The following is a 17,154-nucleotide window of genomic DNA, read 5'->3' as shown; positions in this document are numbered from 1 at the left end:
CGCGCGATTAGTGTCCCGGTCATTACCCGCCGGTAATGGGAGCCCGCCGTTGAGCGTAGACACCGAAGTCCCCGCCCGGACCGGCAACCGGGTCGCGGCGATCCTCGTCTCGCTCGCGCTCGCGGGCAACAACGCGGCCAGTTACGTGCTGAGCTTGGCGGCCGCGCGGGTCCTCGCGCCCGGCGCGTTCGGGGAGCTGAGCTCTCTGCTGGCGGTGCTGGTGATCGGCGTCGTCCCGGCGATGGGCCTGCAGACGGTGGTGGCCTTGCGGGTCGCGCGCTCGCCTTCGCTTTCCCGTGGTTCGCTGTTCGCGCTCGGCTTGGTGACGAGCGGGATCGTCGCGGCGGCGGCGTTGACGCTCAGCCCGTTGCTGGTGCTCCTGCTGCACCTGGGTTCGCTGGCCCCGGCGCTGCTGGTGACCGCCGCACTCGGGCCGTTGACGCTGCTCGGCTTGTTCCACGGGCTGCTGCAGGGCGCCCACCGGTTCGCGACGCTGGCCGGGCTGATCGCGCTGGAAGGCGTCGGCAAGGTCGGCGGTTCCCTGGTGGGGCTGGTGGTGGCGAGGACACCGACCGGCGCGCTGGCCGGGACGGCGATCGGCTCGCTGGTGGTCGTCGTGGCGGGCTGGCAGATCTGCGGCCGCCCGCGGCCGCGCTGGGCCGACCGCCACGGCGGCGACGTGCTCCACACGGCGCAGGCGATGCTGGCGCTGGTGCTGCTGGTGAACCTCGACCTGGTGCTGGCGCGGCACACGCTCCCGGCGGCCGACGCCGGCGAGTACGCGCTCGGCGCGATCGTCACGAAGATCGCGTACTGGCTGCCGCAGGCGGTGGGCGTGCTGGTGCTGCCGCGGTTCGCCGCTTCCGCCGGACGGCGGCGGGTTCTGCCGCTGGCGCTGGCGGTGTGCGCATGCCTGGACGCCGTCGTGCTGCTGGTTTCGGTGGTGCTGGGGCCTTCGCTGCTCGCCGTGATCGGCGGATCGCGTTACGCCGGAAGCACGATGCCGGTGTGGCCGTTCGCGCTGGCGGGCTCGATGCTCGCGCTGGTGCAGATCCTGTTGTACGCCCGGCTGGCCGACGGCGACCGCCGGGTGACGCTGCTGATGTGGACGGCGGTGGTCGTCGAGGCGGTGCTGATCACGACGTGGCTGCACGGTTCGGCGGCCCAGGTGGTCGCGGTCGCGGCCTGCTGCGCGGGCGGGCTGGCGGTGGCGGGCGCGGCGTTGGAACTGCGGTCGCGCACCCGGTCGTCGTGAGTGGAAAACAGTGTTAGAACACTGTTTTCCACTCACGACCCTGGGGCGAGCGGCTTCTTGGGGGTGAACCAGTCCACGCACGTCGCCACCATCGCGGCCGCCGCCAGGAGCAACGCCGCCTGCGTCAGCGGGCCGTACGCCCACTCCTGGCCGTGACCCAGGATCCGGCCCGTCACCGACACCCCGGCCGCCACGACCATGCCGCCGAACGTCAAGTACCGCGGCGCCCGCTCGGAGAACTGGCGCGCCAGCAGGCACGCGATCAGCAGCACCACCGGCAGCATCCCGCCCAGCGCCACCAGCAGCCCGATCAGCACCACCGGCACCGCGGCCCCGCCCGGGGCCACCGCGAACGGCCGCCGCCGGGCGGGCCACGCCACACCCACCAGCAGCAGGAGCACCGCCACCGCGCCGATCAGCAGGAAAGCCCGGTACCGCGAGTCCGGTTCGAACGACAGGGACACCTCGCCGCCCGCGCCCGCCGGGACGATCCACGCCTGCTGCCAGCCGTCGACGCGGGTGCGGGCCAGCTCGCGACCGTCCAAAGTGGCCACCCAGCCCGCGTTCGCGTTCTCCGGCACCGCCAGCACCGACTCCGGGCCCGGCGCCACCGTCACCGTCCGCGACGCCGCGTCCCACTCGCCCACCTGGACCGCGCGGTGCACCGGCGGCGAAACCTCCCCCACCGGGCGCAGCCACAGATCCTGCACCACGAACGCGTCCGACCGGTCCGTCCGCAGCTCGTGCCCGCCGGCCGGGAGCGCGATGCCGCCCTCCGAGTCGCGGCACATCCCCAGTTCCAGCGGCCGGTGCGCGGTGATGTCCGACAGCGTGCCCCGCACCGACGTCCGGTAGTCGAGGCCGTCGAGGTGGACGTTCGGGCCCGACCCGCACGGCACGGTGAACGCCGGATCCGGGCCCGGCAGCAGCCCCGGCGTCCCGGACAGTTCCAGGCTGCCGATGCCGACCACCGCGCGCGCCGCCGGATCGTCGTCGTCGCCCGGCAGGACGATCCGCAGCTGGTCGGTGTCCAGGGGTTCGAACGACGCTGAGCCGCCCGCGTCGAGCCGCACCGACCGCGTCCCGGACTTCCCCACCAGTTCCACCTGCCTGGGTGCCCGCGCGCCGCTCGACGGCGAAACCCCGATGTGCAGCCCGGAAATCCGCTTCGGTCCGGTCCAGCCGAGGGTCAGGGTCGGCCGGAGGTCGGTGACGTCGGGACGCCACGTCGTGCCCGCGTCGCCGTCCACGGCAGCGAACCCGCCCGCCGCCGGGTCGCCGCCCAGCTGCGACGTCGACGCGACCGTCACCCCCGGCAACGACACCGGGTTCCGGCCGCCACCCGCGGGCAGCACCGAACCGCCGACCAGGAACGTGCCCTCCGCGGGCGTGCTGAAGAGCCGCCGGATGCCGTCGGGTTCTTCGCCGTCGCGGGCGGCGGAAGCGTCGCAGCGCACGGCGTCGCCGGTGCGCAGGCACGCGTACCGCGGCTGCGCCCCGCGCGTGAACGCGAAGCCCGGCGCCGGTCCGGCGGGCAGGTCCGCGGGCACTTCCAGGGCACGCTGCGGTTCGGTGCCGGGGATCTTCAGCTCGGCGATGCCGACGTTCCCGTCCTGCCGCCCGACCACCAGCGACAGCAACGTGATCCGCACCTTGCGCGTCACCCCGGCGGCGACCGTGTAGTCGTGCGGTCCGGCGCCGCGGATCACCTGCTGCTCGACCGAGCCGTTGTCGGTGGTGATCCGGATCCGGGTCGGCGGCCAGCCCACGCGGATGTCGTCCACCATCTGCAGGTCCACGGAGTTGACCAGCCGCGGGGTGTCCAGCTCCACCTCGAGCCACTGGCCGATCGGCCCGGTGAACGACGACGAGTGCCACGCCGTGCGCGGATCGCCGTCGATCGCGGCGAACGGCTGGTGGCCGGGGTCGGACCCGCCGAACGCGTCGGCGAAGGACGCCGCCGTCGACGCCGTCACCGCGCGGATGCCCCGGTAGGCGGCCACGGTCTGGTGCTCCTGGCCGGGGAACGGCAGCACGTCGCCCGCGGCGCGTTGCTGGCGGTAGGCCTCGCCCGCGGTCAGCGTCTGGCTGAGGTTGTCCCGCACGCCGCCGACGTTGCGTTCGGCGCGGCGCAGGCCGTCGGTGACCAGCCGGGGCCCGCCGGGCGAGCCGCCGTCGCCGGTCAGCACGGTCGGCGTCGAGGGGTCCAGCTGGCCGGAGTCGAGCAGCGGCAGCAGGTTCTCCGGGCCTCCGCTGACCGTCGGGACGTCCTTTGTGGACGTCGCGGTGGCGAGCGGCACCGGCCGCTTCACCTCGTAGATCTCCAGGGGCCCGAACTCCGCGGCCTTGGCGATGCCCGGCGACCCGGCCAGCCCGGCCCGCAGGGTCGCGATCGGCGGCGCGGCGGTCCGCTCGCGGTCGATGTCGTTGCGCAGCAGCAGGAACCGGTAACCGGACCGGGCGAGCAGCGCGGCCAGCCCGGCGTCGCCGCGGCCGTCGGCCAATGCCGCGTCGACCGAGTCCATCAGCCGCGTGTTGCCTTCGGACCCGAGCGGCACCTGGTTGCGCACCGCCCACGGACTGCGTGCGATCGCCTGCGCGGGCTCGTCGACCGTGCGGCCCCAGTCGTACTCGCCGAAACCCGTGGCGGGCAGCAGCAGCGTCCGCGCGTTCGGATCGGCCTTGGCGACGTAGCCCATCGCGTCGTGCCAGTAGCCGGGAACCTCGTCCCAGCCCGGGCCGGACCGCAGGTTCAGCAGCCACGCGGGCGCGGCCATCACCAGGACCAGCAGCAACCCCAGCGCGGGCCGCAGGAACCGGCGCGACGACTTCACCGGGCTCGAAATGCCGTGCACGAACGCGAGCATCAGCGGCAGCCGCAGCACGGGTTCGAACTTGTGGACGTTGCGCAGCGGGGCCAGCGGCCCGTCGAGCAGGTGCCGGACCTGCTCGGCGAGCGGGCTGTCGAGCGTGCCGACGTACCCGATGGTCAGCAGCGTCAGCCCGGTGAGCACGCCGAGCACGAGGAACCGACGTTCGGGCAGGCCGCGCCGGGTCAAGCCGAACAGGCCGATCCCGGCGACGAGCCCGGTGGCGAGCATCAGCACCGGGTTGTCGATCAGCGACCAGCCGCCGGGCCACCACGGCGTGCCCTGCACGACGTAGGCGACCCACTGGTTCGTCCCGCGCAGCACCTCGAACAACGACATCGGCGCGGTCGTGTTCGTCGCGGACTCGATGTAGTCCAGGAACGGCAGGCTGTATTCGCCGAGCAGCAGCAACGGCAGGATCCACCACAGCGTCGCGCCGACGACGAAGACCGCCCACCAGACCACCAGCCGGACGTGCTCGCGCGTCCACCGCCGCGTCAGCAACCAGAGTCCCGGCAGGACGAGCGCCATCACGACCATCGCGCCGTTGACCCCGCCCATGCACAGCACGGCGACGGCGGACAGCCCGGCCGCGCGCCGCGGCGAGCCGATCGCCCCGGCGCGCACCAGCGGCACGAGCACCCACGGCAGCAGCACGGCGGGCAGCATCTCCGCGGACAGGCCGCCGATCTCGGTGAGCATGCGCGGCGCGAGCGCGTAACCCAGCGCCCCGATCAGCCGCGTGCGCTCGGTGCCGAGCTTCATCGCCCGGGCCAGCAGCAGCGCGCCGCCGAACGCGGCCGACAGCAGGATCGCGCCCCACAGCCGTTGCGCGATCCACGCGGGCACGCCGACCGCCTGGCACAGCGCGAAGAACGGGCCCATCGGGAAGAGGTAGCCGTACGCCTGGTTCTGCAGCTCCCCCGCGGTCGCCTCCGGGTTCCACAGGTGCAGCGCGCGGCCGAGGAAGGCGAGCGGGTCGACGGCGAGGTCGAGCTTCGTGTCGAACGTCGTCTTGCCCGGCATCTGGAGGAAGGACACCACGGTCAGCGCCAGCACGATCCACGTGCTCGGGCGGCGGAAGAACGCGCCCTTCCCGACGCGCCCGGAGGGTGGGGCGTCGTCCCGGGCTCGTTCGCGGGCCGTGGTTACCATCCGGTAGATACTAGGCCGAAACCTGGCTACCATGTGCCGACAGTTTTGCTGGAGGCAGAGTCCCGACTTCAGGCAGGTGCGCCATCTCGTTCGAAGACGCCTGGGCCTTGGCCGAGCCGGTCAAGGGCTGGATGACGCGTGCGCAGGGTGAAGCGCTGTGGAACGCCGTGTGCCGCCTGGAGAAGGGCGACGTCGTCCTGGAAATCGGCAGCCACCAGGGCAGATCCACGATCGTCCTCGGCGCGGCGGCCCGCACGGTGGGTGCCGCGGTGATCGCCGTCGACCCCTTCGTGGACGGCCGGTTGTTCGGCGGATCGCCGACGCGGCAGCTGTTCGAGCGCAACATCCGCCAGGCCGGGCTGGACGACGTCGTCGAGCTCGTCGCCGGTTACAGCACGGAACTGCGCCCTGACTGGGACCGCCCGATACACCTGCTTTACATCGACGGCAAGCACGACTACTGGACCTACACCGACGACCTCCGCTGGTCGGCGCACCTGCCACCCGGTGCGGAAATCCTGGTCCACGACTGCTTTTCCTCGATCGGCGTCACGCTCGGCACGATCGCGAAGGTCCTCTTCGGACGCCGCTACACCTATGTGGACCGGGCGACGTCGCTGGCGCGGTTCCGGCTGGCGGCGCCGTCCGCGGCGGACCGGCTGCGCGTGCTGGCGCAGCTGCCGTGGTTCCTGCGCAACGTCGGGATCAAGGTGCTGCTGCGCCTGCGGCTGCGGCCGCTGGCCCGCCTGGTCGGCCACGACAGCCCGTACGACCCCTACTGATGTCGTGAGTGTTTAGGGCGGTTCTAACCGCCCTAAACACTCACGACATCGGTTGGCCGACCTCGATCTTGGCGACGCACACCGGGGCGCCGGGGCTCGAGAGCCGGACGGCGATGCTGTCGAAGAGGCCGTCGACCGGCAGGTACAGCGAGTGCAGCCCGGCCTGGAACCACACCGGCGTCCGGTCGACCAGGCCTTCGCCACCGTCCGAAGTGTAGTAATCCACCTTGAGCAGGTGCCTGCCGAGGACGGCCGTGTCGAGCGGGATGCGCGACGGCGTCTCGCCGATCGCGTAGCCGCAGCCCGGCACCGGGCCGGGCACCCCGCGCGAAACCGGGTCCACGCCGGTGATCCGGTGCGGGGTGCCCGTCGCGTCGAGCTGGTGCATCCGGCTCGTCGGCTGGTCGAAGTGCGTGCCGGGCAGCAGGCCGACCACCCGGGACGCGCGGGAGTCCGCCCCGAACCATTCGTGGACGACGTCCGAGGGCACGAACGTGTCGAAGAAAACGAGGTCCGGATCCGCCGCGACGGCCGCCCGCACATTTGCGACGTACTGCCCGGAATGCTCGAACCGCAGCGCCGGGGAAAGCCGCGAGAATCCCACCGCCGAACTCGCGAGCAAAAGCACGCACGCGATTACCGCGATCGGCCGTTCCCGCTTTCCGCCGGATGGCGCAACTTCCGCGCGCGGCAGGAACGCGAACGCCCCGCACAGGGCGGCCACGAGCGCGAGATCGGCGACGTACCGCGGGTCGTCGCCCGCGGCCGGGCCGACTTCGCGCAGCCGGGTCAGCGTGAGCAGGCCGACGTCCACCGCGAACAGGGCGGCGAGCAGCAGCCAGGCAGCCCACGCCCGACGGCCGCCGACGCGCACTCCGGCGACCACCACGACCACCGCAGCCACCACGAGCGCGACGACGACGAGGAACGGCGGTGGCGCCCAGGTCGCGCCCGCCCCGGCGCCGGACCACGGCCCGCCGACCAGTCCCGGCAGCAGGGTGTCACCGAGCATCCGGCCGGTCAGGTCCGCGACCGTCCCGGCCGACAACGGCGACGCGCCGGTGCCGACCTGGCTCGTCGTCAAGACCAGGAACCCCACCACGAACCCGGCCAGCAGGACGGCGTGCCCGGCCCAGTAGCGGACGTGGTCGCGAAGGGACTGTCCGAGCAGGACGGTCACCCCGGCCAGCAGCACCGGGATCAGCGCCGCCTTCTCGTAGAACGCGAGCCCGAAGAGCGTCCAGGCGAAGACACCGAGCCACCACCGGCCGCCGTCGGCCAGGTAGCGGACGTGCGCGTGCACCGCTCCCGCCGCGGCCAGCACCACCGGCACGAGCTGGCTTCCGAACGACCACCACAGCGTCGGGACCAGCAGCAACGTCGACGCCGTGAACACGGTGAACGGCACCAGGATCGCCCAGCGGCGGCCGAAGCAGCGCACCAGGAAACACCAGAACAGCACCATCGCGAGGACCCGCATCACCAGCAGTGGCGCCATCAACAGCGCGAAGTTCAGCGGCGCCCACCACGTCAGCACGGCGGCGAGGAAGAACCCGCCGGGCTGCAGGTGCCCGTGGTAGTCCTGGAACAGGAACGCGGGGTCGAACGGCCCGGCCGCGGCCGCCCGGTAGGTGACCACGAAGTCGTCCTGCGCGAAACTCCCGTGCAGCGCGGCCCAGGCGTGCAGCGCGAACGGCACCACACCCGCCACGAAGGCCGCGAGCACCACCGCGGACGGTCTTCGCAGCGTGCGCGGCTTTTCGAGCTCGACCAGCACCGGCGTCCTCAATTCTTGCAAGCGGGCGGCTGGCACATGAGCTTGCTCAGTGCCTGGTAGAAGACGTCGGAGATCTTGCGCGGGTCCGGCGTCGTGAAGGACGCGCCGCCGGTGGCGGCCGAAACCTGCCGCAGCTCGCTCGCGTCGATGTCCGGGCCGATGCCGATCCCGATCACCGGCAACGGTTTCCGCGGGTCCTGCAGCCGGGACAGCTCGGCGAGCAGGCCGGGCAGCCCGACCGAGTCGCTGTCCTCGTTGCGGCCGTCGGTGAGCACCACGACGACGTTGATCCGGCCGAGCTGCCAGCTCTGCCGGGCGTTCTGGTAGGCGGCGAGGATCGAGTCGTACAGCCCGGTCGCGCCCCCGGGTTTCGGCTTGACGGCCTGCAGCGTCGCCAAGCCGCCCGCGGCGAGCTGGTCGCTGATCGACCGCATCGGCAGGATCTCCCGGTAGTCCTTGGCGCCGTCGAGCCGGGTGGAGAACAGCCACAGGCCGAGCTCGGTCGTCGGCTTGAACAGCCCGAGCCCCTGCGTCGCGGCGTCGATCGTGAGCGCCATCCGGCTGCGGCCGGTGCCGGGCACGGTGGCGGCCATCGAGCCGGAGACGTCGAGCAGCACCTGGACGCGGGCGCTGAGGTTCGCGCCGGCCCACGCCTGGAGCACGCCGTACATCGCTTCGGGCGCGGGTGGCCCGGTGGGCCGTGGCGCGGGGTTCGTGCGGGTGTCCGCCGCCCGGTCGCCGAGCAGCTGCCCGGCCGGCGTGCGGAACCCGGCGTCGCCGAAGGCTTTCGTGGCGGTCTGGTCGAGCAGCAGCCGCAGGAACCGCTCGGCCGCCGCCCGGGAGGCCTCGGACGCGCGCGGCAGCACGACGTACGGGTAGTCGAAGCTCGGCACGCCCGCGGCCGGGTACGCGGCGACGAGCTTGCGGGCCAGCACGGACTGCTCGGACGCGGGCGACGCGGGGAACGGCCGCGGCACCGCCGAAAGCTTGCGGATCTCTTCGGTGAACGCCGCGGCCGGGTCGGGCGCGTCCTTGGTGAGCTGCTGCAGGCCGAGCAGCGCGGCGATGCCCGCCGGGTCGCGCCGCGGATCGGGCAACCCGACCGGGCTTTCCGCGAGAACGTCCGCCCAGGACGGCGACTTCGCGGGCCAGCCCGCGCGCTTCGCGACGTCTTCGGTCAGGGCCAGCACCACGGGCGAACTCGCCACGGACTGGCCGGATTCGGGCAGGTTCCACGCGCCGCCGTCGCGCGCCTGCAGCAGCCAGGTGCTCGACTCCGGCACCCAGACGTCGGGGCCGTTCGCGCCGTTGGCTTCGAGCGCCGCCGCCGTGGCGCTCGAAGCGCTCGCGGTGACTTCGACGGTGTAGCAGTCCGGCTCCGGGACGGTCCGGGCCAGCGCGGTGAGCACCGGCGCGAGGTCCGGTGCGGCCGTGATGCGCACCGGCGTCGTCGTGTCGCAGCCACCGGCGGCCAGGCGGTCGCGCAGGTAGTCCACGCCCGCCCAGGCGAGCAGGGCGACCACGAGCAGCACGCTCAGGACGACGACCGGCGCGTCGATGCGCCGGGTCCGCGCCGGGTGTGCCGCCATGCACGTCCCTTCCTTCGTGAAGTCCTGGCAGCTTGCCAGCCGGGTGAGCGGGAAGCCAGCCCCGATCGCGGAAAGTCACCACGAGCTCGTAAACGGGCGGTGAAGGAATTGCACCGTGCGGCCATTTTGGTGAAGGACAAGAACTGCGTAACGTTTTCGGCTTGACGTCCGTCCCACGTGGGTATCAGCACGATGGCGGATCGCGGAGACGATTTCGCCGTCCCCGAAACGGCGATACGGCACCGAACGGAGACGCAACCCGTGCGCACGATGTACGACGCGGTCACGGCCGCGAACATCCCCGCCGACGCGCAGATGGTCGCGGGCTACATCGACAAGATCAAACTGGAACCGTGGTCGGCCGCGGACTGGGCGCGCTTCCCCCGCGCGGTCAAGGTCACCATCGTCAAGAAGGCGAGCACGAACGACGGGCACGTGCTGGACGTCGAACCCGGCGACGCCACGCCGGCCGAGGCGCCGGGCTGGGTCCGGATGCGCCGCGCGGCCGGCGCGGACCCGACGATCTACTGCAACCTCTCGACCTGGCCCTCGGTGCGGTCGGCGTTCTCCTCCGCCGGCGTCGCCGAGCCGCACTACTGGATCGCCCACTACAACGGGGATCCCGCCATCCCCGACGGCGCGGTCGCCAAGCAGTACCGCGGGAACGTCGCCCCCGGCTACGACGTCTCGTCCGTCGTCGACTACTGGCCGGGAGTGGACGGCACCGGATCCGCCTCGACTGGAGTGGAGATCATGGAACGCATCACGGTCACCCCGCCGAACGCCGACCAGAACGCGGTGCGGGTCTTCCTGTCCGGCAGCCCGGGCGCGGCGGTCGTCATCCGGCCCCGGCTCGGCGGTGACGGCATCTCGAAACCCATGTGGGTCGGCGACATCTACGCGTGGGGCAACGACCGCCAGGGCATCGGCCACAACCCGGCGCAGACGGCGGGCTACAACGCGAAGCTGACGTCGCACCGCCGGTACGACCTGCCGGGCGCGGTGTGGGCCGACATCAACTACAGCGCGGCCGAACCGTTCGAGATCGACATCGTGGGTTAGTACTGCAACGGCACTCGGGTGACGTGTGATAGATCATCCTGGTGGTGGTCGATGTGGTGCTGGATCAGCTGGATCGGGTGCATGAGCGGATCGCGGGCCGGTTCACCCGGTCGGAGCCGCGGGGCCGGGCGCGGGAGTACATGTCCGGGCTGGTCGCCGGGTTGGAGCGGAAGAACGGCTGGACGTTGGCCGAGCAAGCCGGCGAGATGTCCCCGGACGGCATGCAACGGCTCTTGCGGTGGGCGGATTGGGACATCGACGGAGTTCGCGATGACGTTCGGGACTACGTGATCGAGCATCTCGGTGAGCCAACTGGGGTGCTGATCGTGGACGACACTGGGTTCCTGAAGAAAGGTGTGCGCTCGGCGGGGGTGCAGCGGCAGTACTCCGGGACCGCCGGGCGGATCGAGAACTGCCAGATCGGCACGTTCCTGGCGTATGCCTCCGAGCGTGGGCACGCGCTGATCGACCGTGCGCTGTATCTGCCCGAGCCCTGGATCGCCGACCCTGCTCGGTGTCGGCGGGCCGGGATCCCCGACGGAACCGAGTTCCAGACGAAACCCCGACAGGCGATGGGGATGCTGGCGCGGGCGTTCGCCGCGGGTGTGCCGTTCTCGTGGATCACCGCCGATGAGGCCTACGGGCAGGTCAAGTACCTGCGGACGTGGCTGGAGGAACACGACGCTGCGCATGTGCTGGCCACCAAGGTCAACGACCTGCTCGACACCACCGGCGGCGCCGAGGCGAGGGCGGATGAGCTGATCGCGGACCTGCCCGCACGGTCGTGGCGGCGGCTGTCGGTCGGCGCTGGTGCGCACGGGCCACGCGAGTACGACTGGGCGCGGATCCCGCTCGGGACCGGCTGGCGGGCCGGGCGCGGGCACTGGCTGCTCGCCCGCCGCTCACTCTCGGACTCGACCGAGATCGCCTACTACGTCTGCTACGGGCCGCGGCGCTCGACCCTGCTGGACCTGGCCTGGATCGCCGGGACCCGCTGGCGGATCGAGGAATGCTTCCAGCAGGCCAAGAACGAAGCCGGACTCGATCACTACCAGGTCCGGTCCTGGCGAGCCTGGTATGCCCACATCACGCTGTCGATGCTGGCCCACGCCTGGCTCGCCGTCTCCCGATCCCTGGCCATAAAAGGGGAATCGGTGTCAGCGAACCAGGCATGATCGGATACACGCTACCGGAGATCCGGCGCCTGCTGACCAGACTCGTCCTGCGTGTCACCGACGCCGCCGAGCACGTCTGGGCCTGGTCACGCTTCCGCCGCCGACGGCAACACCAAGCCCGCCTCAGCCATTACAAACGACGCGGCTACCCACTCACCTGACTGCCGTTGCAGTATTAGGGCAGGGCGCGGCACAGCGCTTCGACCGCCGCGGCGTAGGCGTGGTCGGGTGGGGTCGCGTAGCCGACCACCAGGCCGTCCATTGTGGACATCGTGCTCGCCGGGTGCCGGAATGCGGCCAGCCCGTCCAGCGCGAGTCCCTGCCACGCCGCGGCCTTCAGCGCGGACTTCTCCGTTCCCGGCGGCAGGCGCAGCACGGCGTGCAGCCCGGCGGCGATGCCGGTCGGCACGACGTGCGGCGCGTGTTCGGCGAGCGCCGCCACCAAGACGTCGCGACGGCGTCGGTAGCGCAAGCGCATGCGGCGGATGTGCCGGTCGTAGGCGCCGGACGTGACGAACTCGGCCAGCGTGAGCTGGTCGAGCGCGCTCGCCCACGCCTCGCGCTCCCCCTTCACCGCCAGCACGGCGTCGACGAGACGCTCCGGCAGCACCAGCCACCCGAGCCGCAGCGCGGGTGAGAGGCTCTTGCTCACCGAACCGACGTAGACGACGTGCTCGGGGTCGAGCCCCTGCACCGCGCCGACCGGCTTGCGGTCGTAGCGGAACTCGCCGTCGTAGTCGTCCTCGATCAGCAGGCCGCCCGTCGCGCGGACGTGGTCGACGACGAGCGTGCGGCGGTCGTGGTGCAGCGGGCCGCCGGTCGGGAACTGGTGCGCGGGCGTGAGCAGCGCGGTCGGCACGGTGAGGTCTTCGACGCGGGCGCCTTTTTCGTCCAGGGCAAGGGGAATCGTGCGCACCCCGGCCGTGTCGAAGATCCCGCGGTGGAACGCGAGGCCGTACGCCTCGACGGCGAGCGGGCCGGGCAGGACGGCCGGGAACAACAGCCGCAGCGCGTGCGCGAACCCGGAGCAGACGACGATCCGCTCCGGCGACGTCCGCACGCCGCGCGCCCGCGCGAGGTAGGCGGCCAGTGCTTCCCGCAGTTCGGGGCGGCCGCGGGGATCACCGGGCCCGAAGGCGTCGTGCGGCGCGGTGGTCAGCGCCCGGCGTGCGGCGGCGAGCCATTCCGCGCGCGGGAACGACGTCGCGTCCGGCTGGCCTTGCCTGAGGTTGTGCCGCGGTTTCGGCGCGCCCGGGACTTTCTTCGGTATCCGGCTCGGCTCGAGGGGCTCGGCGCGGTCGGCGACGCGGGTGCCGGAGCCCTGCACGGCGGTGAGCCAGCCCTCGGCGACCAGCTCGGCGTAGGCGTCGGCGACGGTGTTGCGCGCGAGCCTGAGGTCGATGGCCAGTGCGCGGTAGGGCGGCAGCCGCGTGCCGGGAGCGAGCCGCCCGGTGCGGACGGCGTCGCGCAGGGCCGTGATGAGCGCGGCCCGCCTGCCCCCGGTGGCCGCCAGCTCGAGGTGCAGGTCGACTCCGGAATTGACCCACTTTTCCGGCACGAGAATGCACCCTACACGCGGGTCAACCGGGCCGTAGCGTTCCGGTCATGACGAACTCCCGCATCACCTTCGCCAAGACCGCCCCGAAGGCCTTCAAGTCCCTGATCGGCTTCGACGCCGCCGCCCGCGCCGGGCTGGACCCCGCGCTGGTCGAGCTGGTGCAGATCCGCGCGTCGCAGCTCAACCGCTGCGCGTACTGCCTGCACATGCACACCTCGGACGCCCGCAAGGCGGGTGAAAGCGAGGAGCGGCTGCACCTGGTCGCCGTCTGGGCCGAGGCTTCGCACTTCTTCAGCGCGAAGGAGCAGGCGGCGCTGGCGCTGACCGAAGCCGTCACCTCGATCTCGGGTGGCGTGCCCGACGATGTCTACGCCCGGGCGGCCGCCGAATTCACCGAAGAAGAACTGGGCCAACTGCTCGCGCTGATCTTCGCGATCAACACGTGGAACCGCATCGCGATCAGCACGGCCAAGGTGCCGGGCACGGACGAGCGCGCGGCCTGAAGCGCCCCAATGTGGCCTTCGGTGCGTCAGACGCACCCAAGGCGGCCTTCGGTGCGTCAGACGCAACCAAGGCCGCCTTGGGGCGCTTGGGTCAGTCGGCGATGACCGCCAGCTCCGGCTCCGGGACCGGCGCCTCGGCCGGGCGACGGCGGGCCACCAGGCCGCTGATCGCGATCAGCAGGCCCAGCACCGCGATGCCGGTGACCACGCTCAACGCCGGGGTCAGGCCGGTGAGCAGTGCGGCCGACGAGGCTTCACGGCCGCCGTTGGCGGTCAGGACCGCCGTCACCACCGCCAGCCCGATCGCGCCGCCCACCTGCAGGGACGTGTTCAACAGACCGCCCGCGAGGCCCTGCTCGTCGTCCGCGATCCCGGCCGTCGCCTGGATGTTGAGCGACGAGAACGCCAGCGTGAAGCCGATGCCGAGCAGGATCATGCTGGGCAGCACATATCCCGCGTAGCCCGAGTGCTCGTCGATCCGCAGGAACAGCGCGTACCCGAGGACGTGCGCGACGACGCCGGCGAAGATCGTGCGCGGCGTGCCGACGCGGTCGATCAGCGGCTCGATGCGCGGCGAGCCGAACGCCACGATCAGCGCCGCGGGCAGGAAGCCGAGCGCCGTCTGCAGCGCCGACCAGCCGAGGACCCGCTGCAGATAGAGCATCACGACGAACTGGAACCCGATGTACGCGCCGAAGAACAGCGCGCCGCCGAGGTTGGCGCGGGCCAGCGGGCCCGAACGCAGGATGCCCAGCCGCAGCAACGGGTGGCTGCTGCGCTTTTCGATGACGACGAACGTCACGAGCAGGGCGAGCGCGACGACGAACGTGATCAGCGTGCGCGGCGCGGCCCAGCCGATCTCGGGTGCCTCGACGACGCCGAACACCAGCAGCAGCGAACCGGCGGCGCCGGTGATGGCGCCCGGGAAGTCGTAGCCGCGGCCGCCCTCCGCGCGGTAGGCCGGGATCAGCTTCCACGCCGCGACCAGTGCGACCAGGGCGATCGGCGCGGGGAGCAGGAACGTCCAGCGCCAGCCGACCTCGGTCAGCAGGCCGGAGAACACGAGCCCGGCGGAGTACCCGCTGGCGCCGAACACGGCGAAGATGCTGATCGCCTTGTTGCGGGCCGGGCCCTCCTGGAACGTCGTGGTGATGATGGACAGCGCGGCCGGCGCGGTGAAGGCGGCGGCCAGGCCCTTGATGAAGCGGCTCGCGATGAGCAGGGCACCGTCGTCGACGAGCCCGCCGAGCAGCGAGGCCAGCGCGAACACGGCGACGGCGACGAGGAACACCCGGCGGCGGCCGAGCAGGTCGGCGGTGCGGCCGCCGAGCAGCAGCAGCCCGCCGTAGCCCAGCACGTACCCGCTGACGACCCATTGCAGCGCGTTGGTGGACAGGCCGAGGTCGGCCTGGATGGCGGGGAGCGCGACCCCGACCATCGACACGTCGAGCGCGTCGAGACCGATGACGATCGAAACGGTGAGCAGGACACCCCAGAGACGTGCGTCCCACCGGGTTGAAGTGGTGGACAAGTACGCGGAAGAGCTCATGTCGGCGACAGTACATGCACGCGCATCTAATGTCGATGCATTTAATGCGTTTGCATCTGATGTCTGTGCATGTTAAGGTGCTCGCCGTGAGCGACGTCGCTGAGCAAGGCCTGGTGCAGGAGTGGCACGAGCTGCTGGCGCGCTACTCGGCTGTGTTCAGCAAGCTTGAGTGCCGCCTGCAGGAGCGCCACGGGATCGGCGCGAACGAGTTCGAGGCACTGGAACGGGTCGCCACCGGCGACGCCAAGTGCCGCTCGGCCGACCTCACCGAAGCCATCCACCTCAGCCAGAGCGCGACGTCCCGGCTGGTCGCCCGGCTGGAGAAGGAAGGCCTGGTCGAGCGCGCGCTCTGCGAAGTCGACCGGCGCGGCATCTTCGTCACGCTGACCGAGGCCGGCCGGGAACGCTACCTCGCGGCGAAGCAGACACACCGCGAAGTGCTCAACGAAGTGCTTCGCTGAGGCGTCAGCCCACCGGGCCCTCGACGGCCTTCACCTGAACCTGCCGCTGCGCGCCGGACGCGTTCGTCACGGTCATCGTCAGCCGGTCGCCCGGGTGGTGGGTGTCCATCACGTTCGTCAACGCCGTCGCCGAGTCGACCGGCGTGCCGTCGATGGCCGTGATGACGTCGCCCGCCGCCAGGCCCGCCTGCTCGGCCGGGCCGCCCGGGACCACCTCGCGGATCCGCGCGCCCTGGCCGTCCGACACCGAGACGCCGATGAACGCCGTCTTGCCGATGTGGATCTTGTCCGTCGCCGTGCCCGCGACGATCTTGTGCGCGATGTCGACGGCCTGGTTGATCGGGATCGCGAAGCCCTGTCCCACCCCGCCGCTGCGGCGGCCGTTGAGCTGGTAACCGGTCGACGCCGCCGTGTCGACGCCGATGACCTGCGCGTTCGCGTTGACGAGCGGGCCGCCGGAGTCGCCGGACTCGATGTTCGCGCGGACCTGGATCAGCCCGGTCAGCTGCTCGGACGAGCCGCTGGACTCGTCGGACGCGGTGATCGACTGGTCGAGCGCCGCCACCGTGCCCGGCGCCGGCACCGGGTCGCCGCCGCGGCCGCCGGCGTTGCCGAGGCCGAGGATCTGGTCGCCGACCTTGACCGTCGACGAGTCGCCGATGGTGGCCGTCGGCAACCCGGAGGCGCCCTGGAGCCGCAGGACCGCGATGTCCTCGCTGCGGTCGTAGCCGACGACGGACGCCTTGTAGGTGTCCCCGGTGCCGATGCTGGTCACCTTGATGCTGGTCGCCCCGGCGACGACGTGGTTGTTCGTCAGCACCTCGCCGTCCGGGGTCAGCACGATCCCGGTGCCCGCGGCGGCCGCGCCCTGCAGGCCCAGCTCGGTGGTGATGTTGACGATGGCCGGGTTCACCTTGGCGGACACGGCATCGACGTCGAGCACGGTCTGCGACGCGCTGGGCTGCCCGGAGAAGCCGAAGTTCTGGTTGCCACCCGCGGCCGGGCCGATCGAGCCGGAGATCAGGTGCCCGATCCCGAGCCCGGCGACCACGGCCAGCGCGATCGCGACGACGGCGACGGTCAGCGCGCGAAAGGGGTGCCGCTTGCGCGGCGGCGGCTGGTAGGCGGGCGGCGGGTAGCCGTAGCCGTAGTAGCCATGAGGCTGCCCCTCATGGCCGTAGGGCTGCTGGCCGGGGATCGGCTGGGTGTAGGGGTGCTGGTAGTAGCCCTGCCCGTAGCCGTACGGGTACTCGCCGCCGCCCTGCGGTCCTCGGTCGTACTCGTTCATGCACAGCTCCAGCCCTCGACAAGCCTCCGGCTCTCCCAGGAAACGCCTGGTTCCTGAGAATTTCCTGGCGCCCTTCCATGGACTTGCTGTGGATGTACCCGTTCGACGGGCCTGCCGATACTTTCATGGC

12 protein-coding genes are annotated in these 17,154 nt (G+C 71.8%); 6 read left to right on the top strand and 6 right to left on the bottom strand.

Translation table 11 applies throughout. The features are described from left to right. The first annotated feature begins 49 nt into the window (after nucleotides 1-49). Nucleotides 50-1,255 carry a lipopolysaccharide biosynthesis protein gene (locus tag QP939_RS25210; RefSeq protein WP_285459288.1) on the top strand — a complete coding sequence of 402 codons (1,206 nt, stop codon included), beginning with the start codon at nucleotides 50-52 and terminating at the stop codon, nucleotides 1,253-1,255. Between the two features lie 32 nt (nucleotides 1,256-1,287). Here QP939_RS25210 and QP939_RS25205 read toward each other — a convergent pair whose 3' ends face one another. Beyond that, a complete protein-coding gene (locus QP939_RS25205; RefSeq protein ID WP_285459286.1) occupies nucleotides 1,288-5,280 on the bottom strand; it encodes an alpha-(1->3)-arabinofuranosyltransferase in 3,993 nt (1,330 codons plus the stop codon). 107 nt (nucleotides 5,281-5,387) lie between these two features. Here QP939_RS25205 and QP939_RS25200 point away from each other — a divergent pair, with 107 nt between their 5' ends. After that, complete coding sequence (locus tag QP939_RS25200) at nucleotides 5,388-6,062, top strand: class I SAM-dependent methyltransferase (protein ID WP_285459284.1); 675 nt, start codon at nucleotides 5,388-5,390, stop codon at nucleotides 6,060-6,062. A gap of 40 nt (nucleotides 6,063-6,102) precedes the next feature. On the opposite strand, the gene QP939_RS25195 is transcribed toward QP939_RS25200, so the two are convergent. Both QP939_RS25195 and QP939_RS25190 read right to left on the bottom strand, forming a co-directional pair. After that, a complete protein-coding gene (locus QP939_RS25195; RefSeq protein WP_285459841.1) occupies nucleotides 6,103-7,836 on the bottom strand; it encodes a hypothetical protein in 1,734 nt (577 codons plus the stop codon). Nucleotides 7,837-7,847: 11 nt separating this feature from the next. Continuing rightward, on the bottom strand, nucleotides 7,848-9,428 hold the full coding sequence (locus QP939_RS25190; protein WP_285459282.1) for a substrate-binding domain-containing protein: 1,581 nt from the start codon (nucleotides 9,426-9,428) through the stop codon (nucleotides 7,848-7,850). A gap of 261 nt (nucleotides 9,429-9,689) precedes the next feature. Here QP939_RS25190 and QP939_RS25185 point away from each other — a divergent pair, with 261 nt between their 5' ends. Then, entirely contained in the window at nucleotides 9,690-10,490 is an 801-nt protein-coding gene (locus QP939_RS25185) for a glycoside hydrolase family 25 domain-containing protein (RefSeq protein ID WP_285459281.1), read from the top strand. A gap of 41 nt (nucleotides 10,491-10,531) precedes the next feature. Then, the gene (locus QP939_RS25180; protein WP_285459280.1) at nucleotides 10,532-11,665 is read left to right on the top strand and encodes an IS701 family transposase; all 1,134 of its coding nucleotides are present in this window, start codon (nucleotides 10,532-10,534) and stop codon (nucleotides 11,663-11,665) included. A 175-nt stretch (nucleotides 11,666-11,840) separates the two neighbouring features. Here QP939_RS25180 and pdxR read toward each other — a convergent pair whose 3' ends face one another. After that, the gene (gene pdxR / locus QP939_RS25175) at nucleotides 11,841-13,223 is read right to left on the bottom strand and encodes a MocR-like pyridoxine biosynthesis transcription factor PdxR (RefSeq protein ID WP_285459278.1); all 1,383 of its coding nucleotides are present in this window, start codon (nucleotides 13,221-13,223) and stop codon (nucleotides 11,841-11,843) included. 47 nt (nucleotides 13,224-13,270) lie between these two features. Between pdxR and QP939_RS25170 the strand changes: the two genes are divergently transcribed. Continuing rightward, nucleotides 13,271-13,726 carry a carboxymuconolactone decarboxylase family protein gene (locus QP939_RS25170; RefSeq protein ID WP_285459276.1) on the top strand — a complete coding sequence of 152 codons (456 nt, stop codon included), beginning with the start codon at nucleotides 13,271-13,273 and terminating at the stop codon, nucleotides 13,724-13,726. Nucleotides 13,727-13,817: 91 nt separating this feature from the next. On the opposite strand, the gene QP939_RS25165 is transcribed toward QP939_RS25170, so the two are convergent. Further along, nucleotides 13,818-15,275 carry an MFS transporter gene (locus tag QP939_RS25165; protein ID WP_285459274.1) on the bottom strand — a complete coding sequence of 486 codons (1,458 nt, stop codon included), beginning with the start codon at nucleotides 15,273-15,275 and terminating at the stop codon, nucleotides 13,818-13,820. 86 nt (nucleotides 15,276-15,361) lie between these two features. On the opposite strand from QP939_RS25165, the gene QP939_RS25160 reads away from it, so the two are divergent. Next, a complete protein-coding gene (locus tag QP939_RS25160; RefSeq protein ID WP_285459273.1) occupies nucleotides 15,362-15,736 on the top strand; it encodes a MarR family winged helix-turn-helix transcriptional regulator in 375 nt (124 codons plus the stop codon). Nucleotides 15,737-15,740: 4 nt separating this feature from the next. Here the strand turns inward: QP939_RS25160 and QP939_RS25155 are convergent, their stop codons facing one another. Then, nucleotides 15,741-17,024: a S1C family serine protease gene (locus QP939_RS25155; protein ID WP_285459272.1), complete on the bottom strand. Its 1,284-nt coding sequence runs from the start codon at nucleotides 17,022-17,024 to the stop codon at nucleotides 15,741-15,743. Between the last annotated feature and the right edge of the window lie 130 nt (nucleotides 17,025-17,154).

Origin of the sequence: Amycolatopsis nalaikhensis (assembly GCF_030264295.1) — a bacterium.
GTDB lineage: Bacteria > Actinomycetota > Actinomycetes > Mycobacteriales > Pseudonocardiaceae > Amycolatopsis > Amycolatopsis nalaikhensis.
This window is presented reverse-complemented; position numbering and strand designations above follow the sequence as displayed.

What these genes read in the sequence shown, in the direction of transcription:
- QP939_RS25205 (WP_285459286.1), bottom strand. Translation starts at nt 5,280, where the DNA reads ATGGTAACCACGGCCCGCGAACGAGCCCGGGACGACGCCCCACCCTCC.
- QP939_RS25155 (WP_285459272.1), bottom strand. Translation starts at nt 17,024, where the DNA reads ATGAACGAGTACGACCGAGGACCGCAGGGCGGCGGCGAGTACCCGTAC.
- QP939_RS25190 (WP_285459282.1), bottom strand. Translation starts at nt 9,428, where the DNA reads ATGGCGGCACACCCGGCGCGGACCCGGCGCATCGACGCGCCGGTCGTC.
- QP939_RS25170 (WP_285459276.1), top strand. Translation starts at nt 13,271, where the DNA reads ATGACGAACTCCCGCATCACCTTCGCCAAGACCGCCCCGAAGGCCTTC.
- QP939_RS25165 (WP_285459274.1), bottom strand. Translation starts at nt 15,275, where the DNA reads ATGAGCTCTTCCGCGTACTTGTCCACCACTTCAACCCGGTGGGACGCA.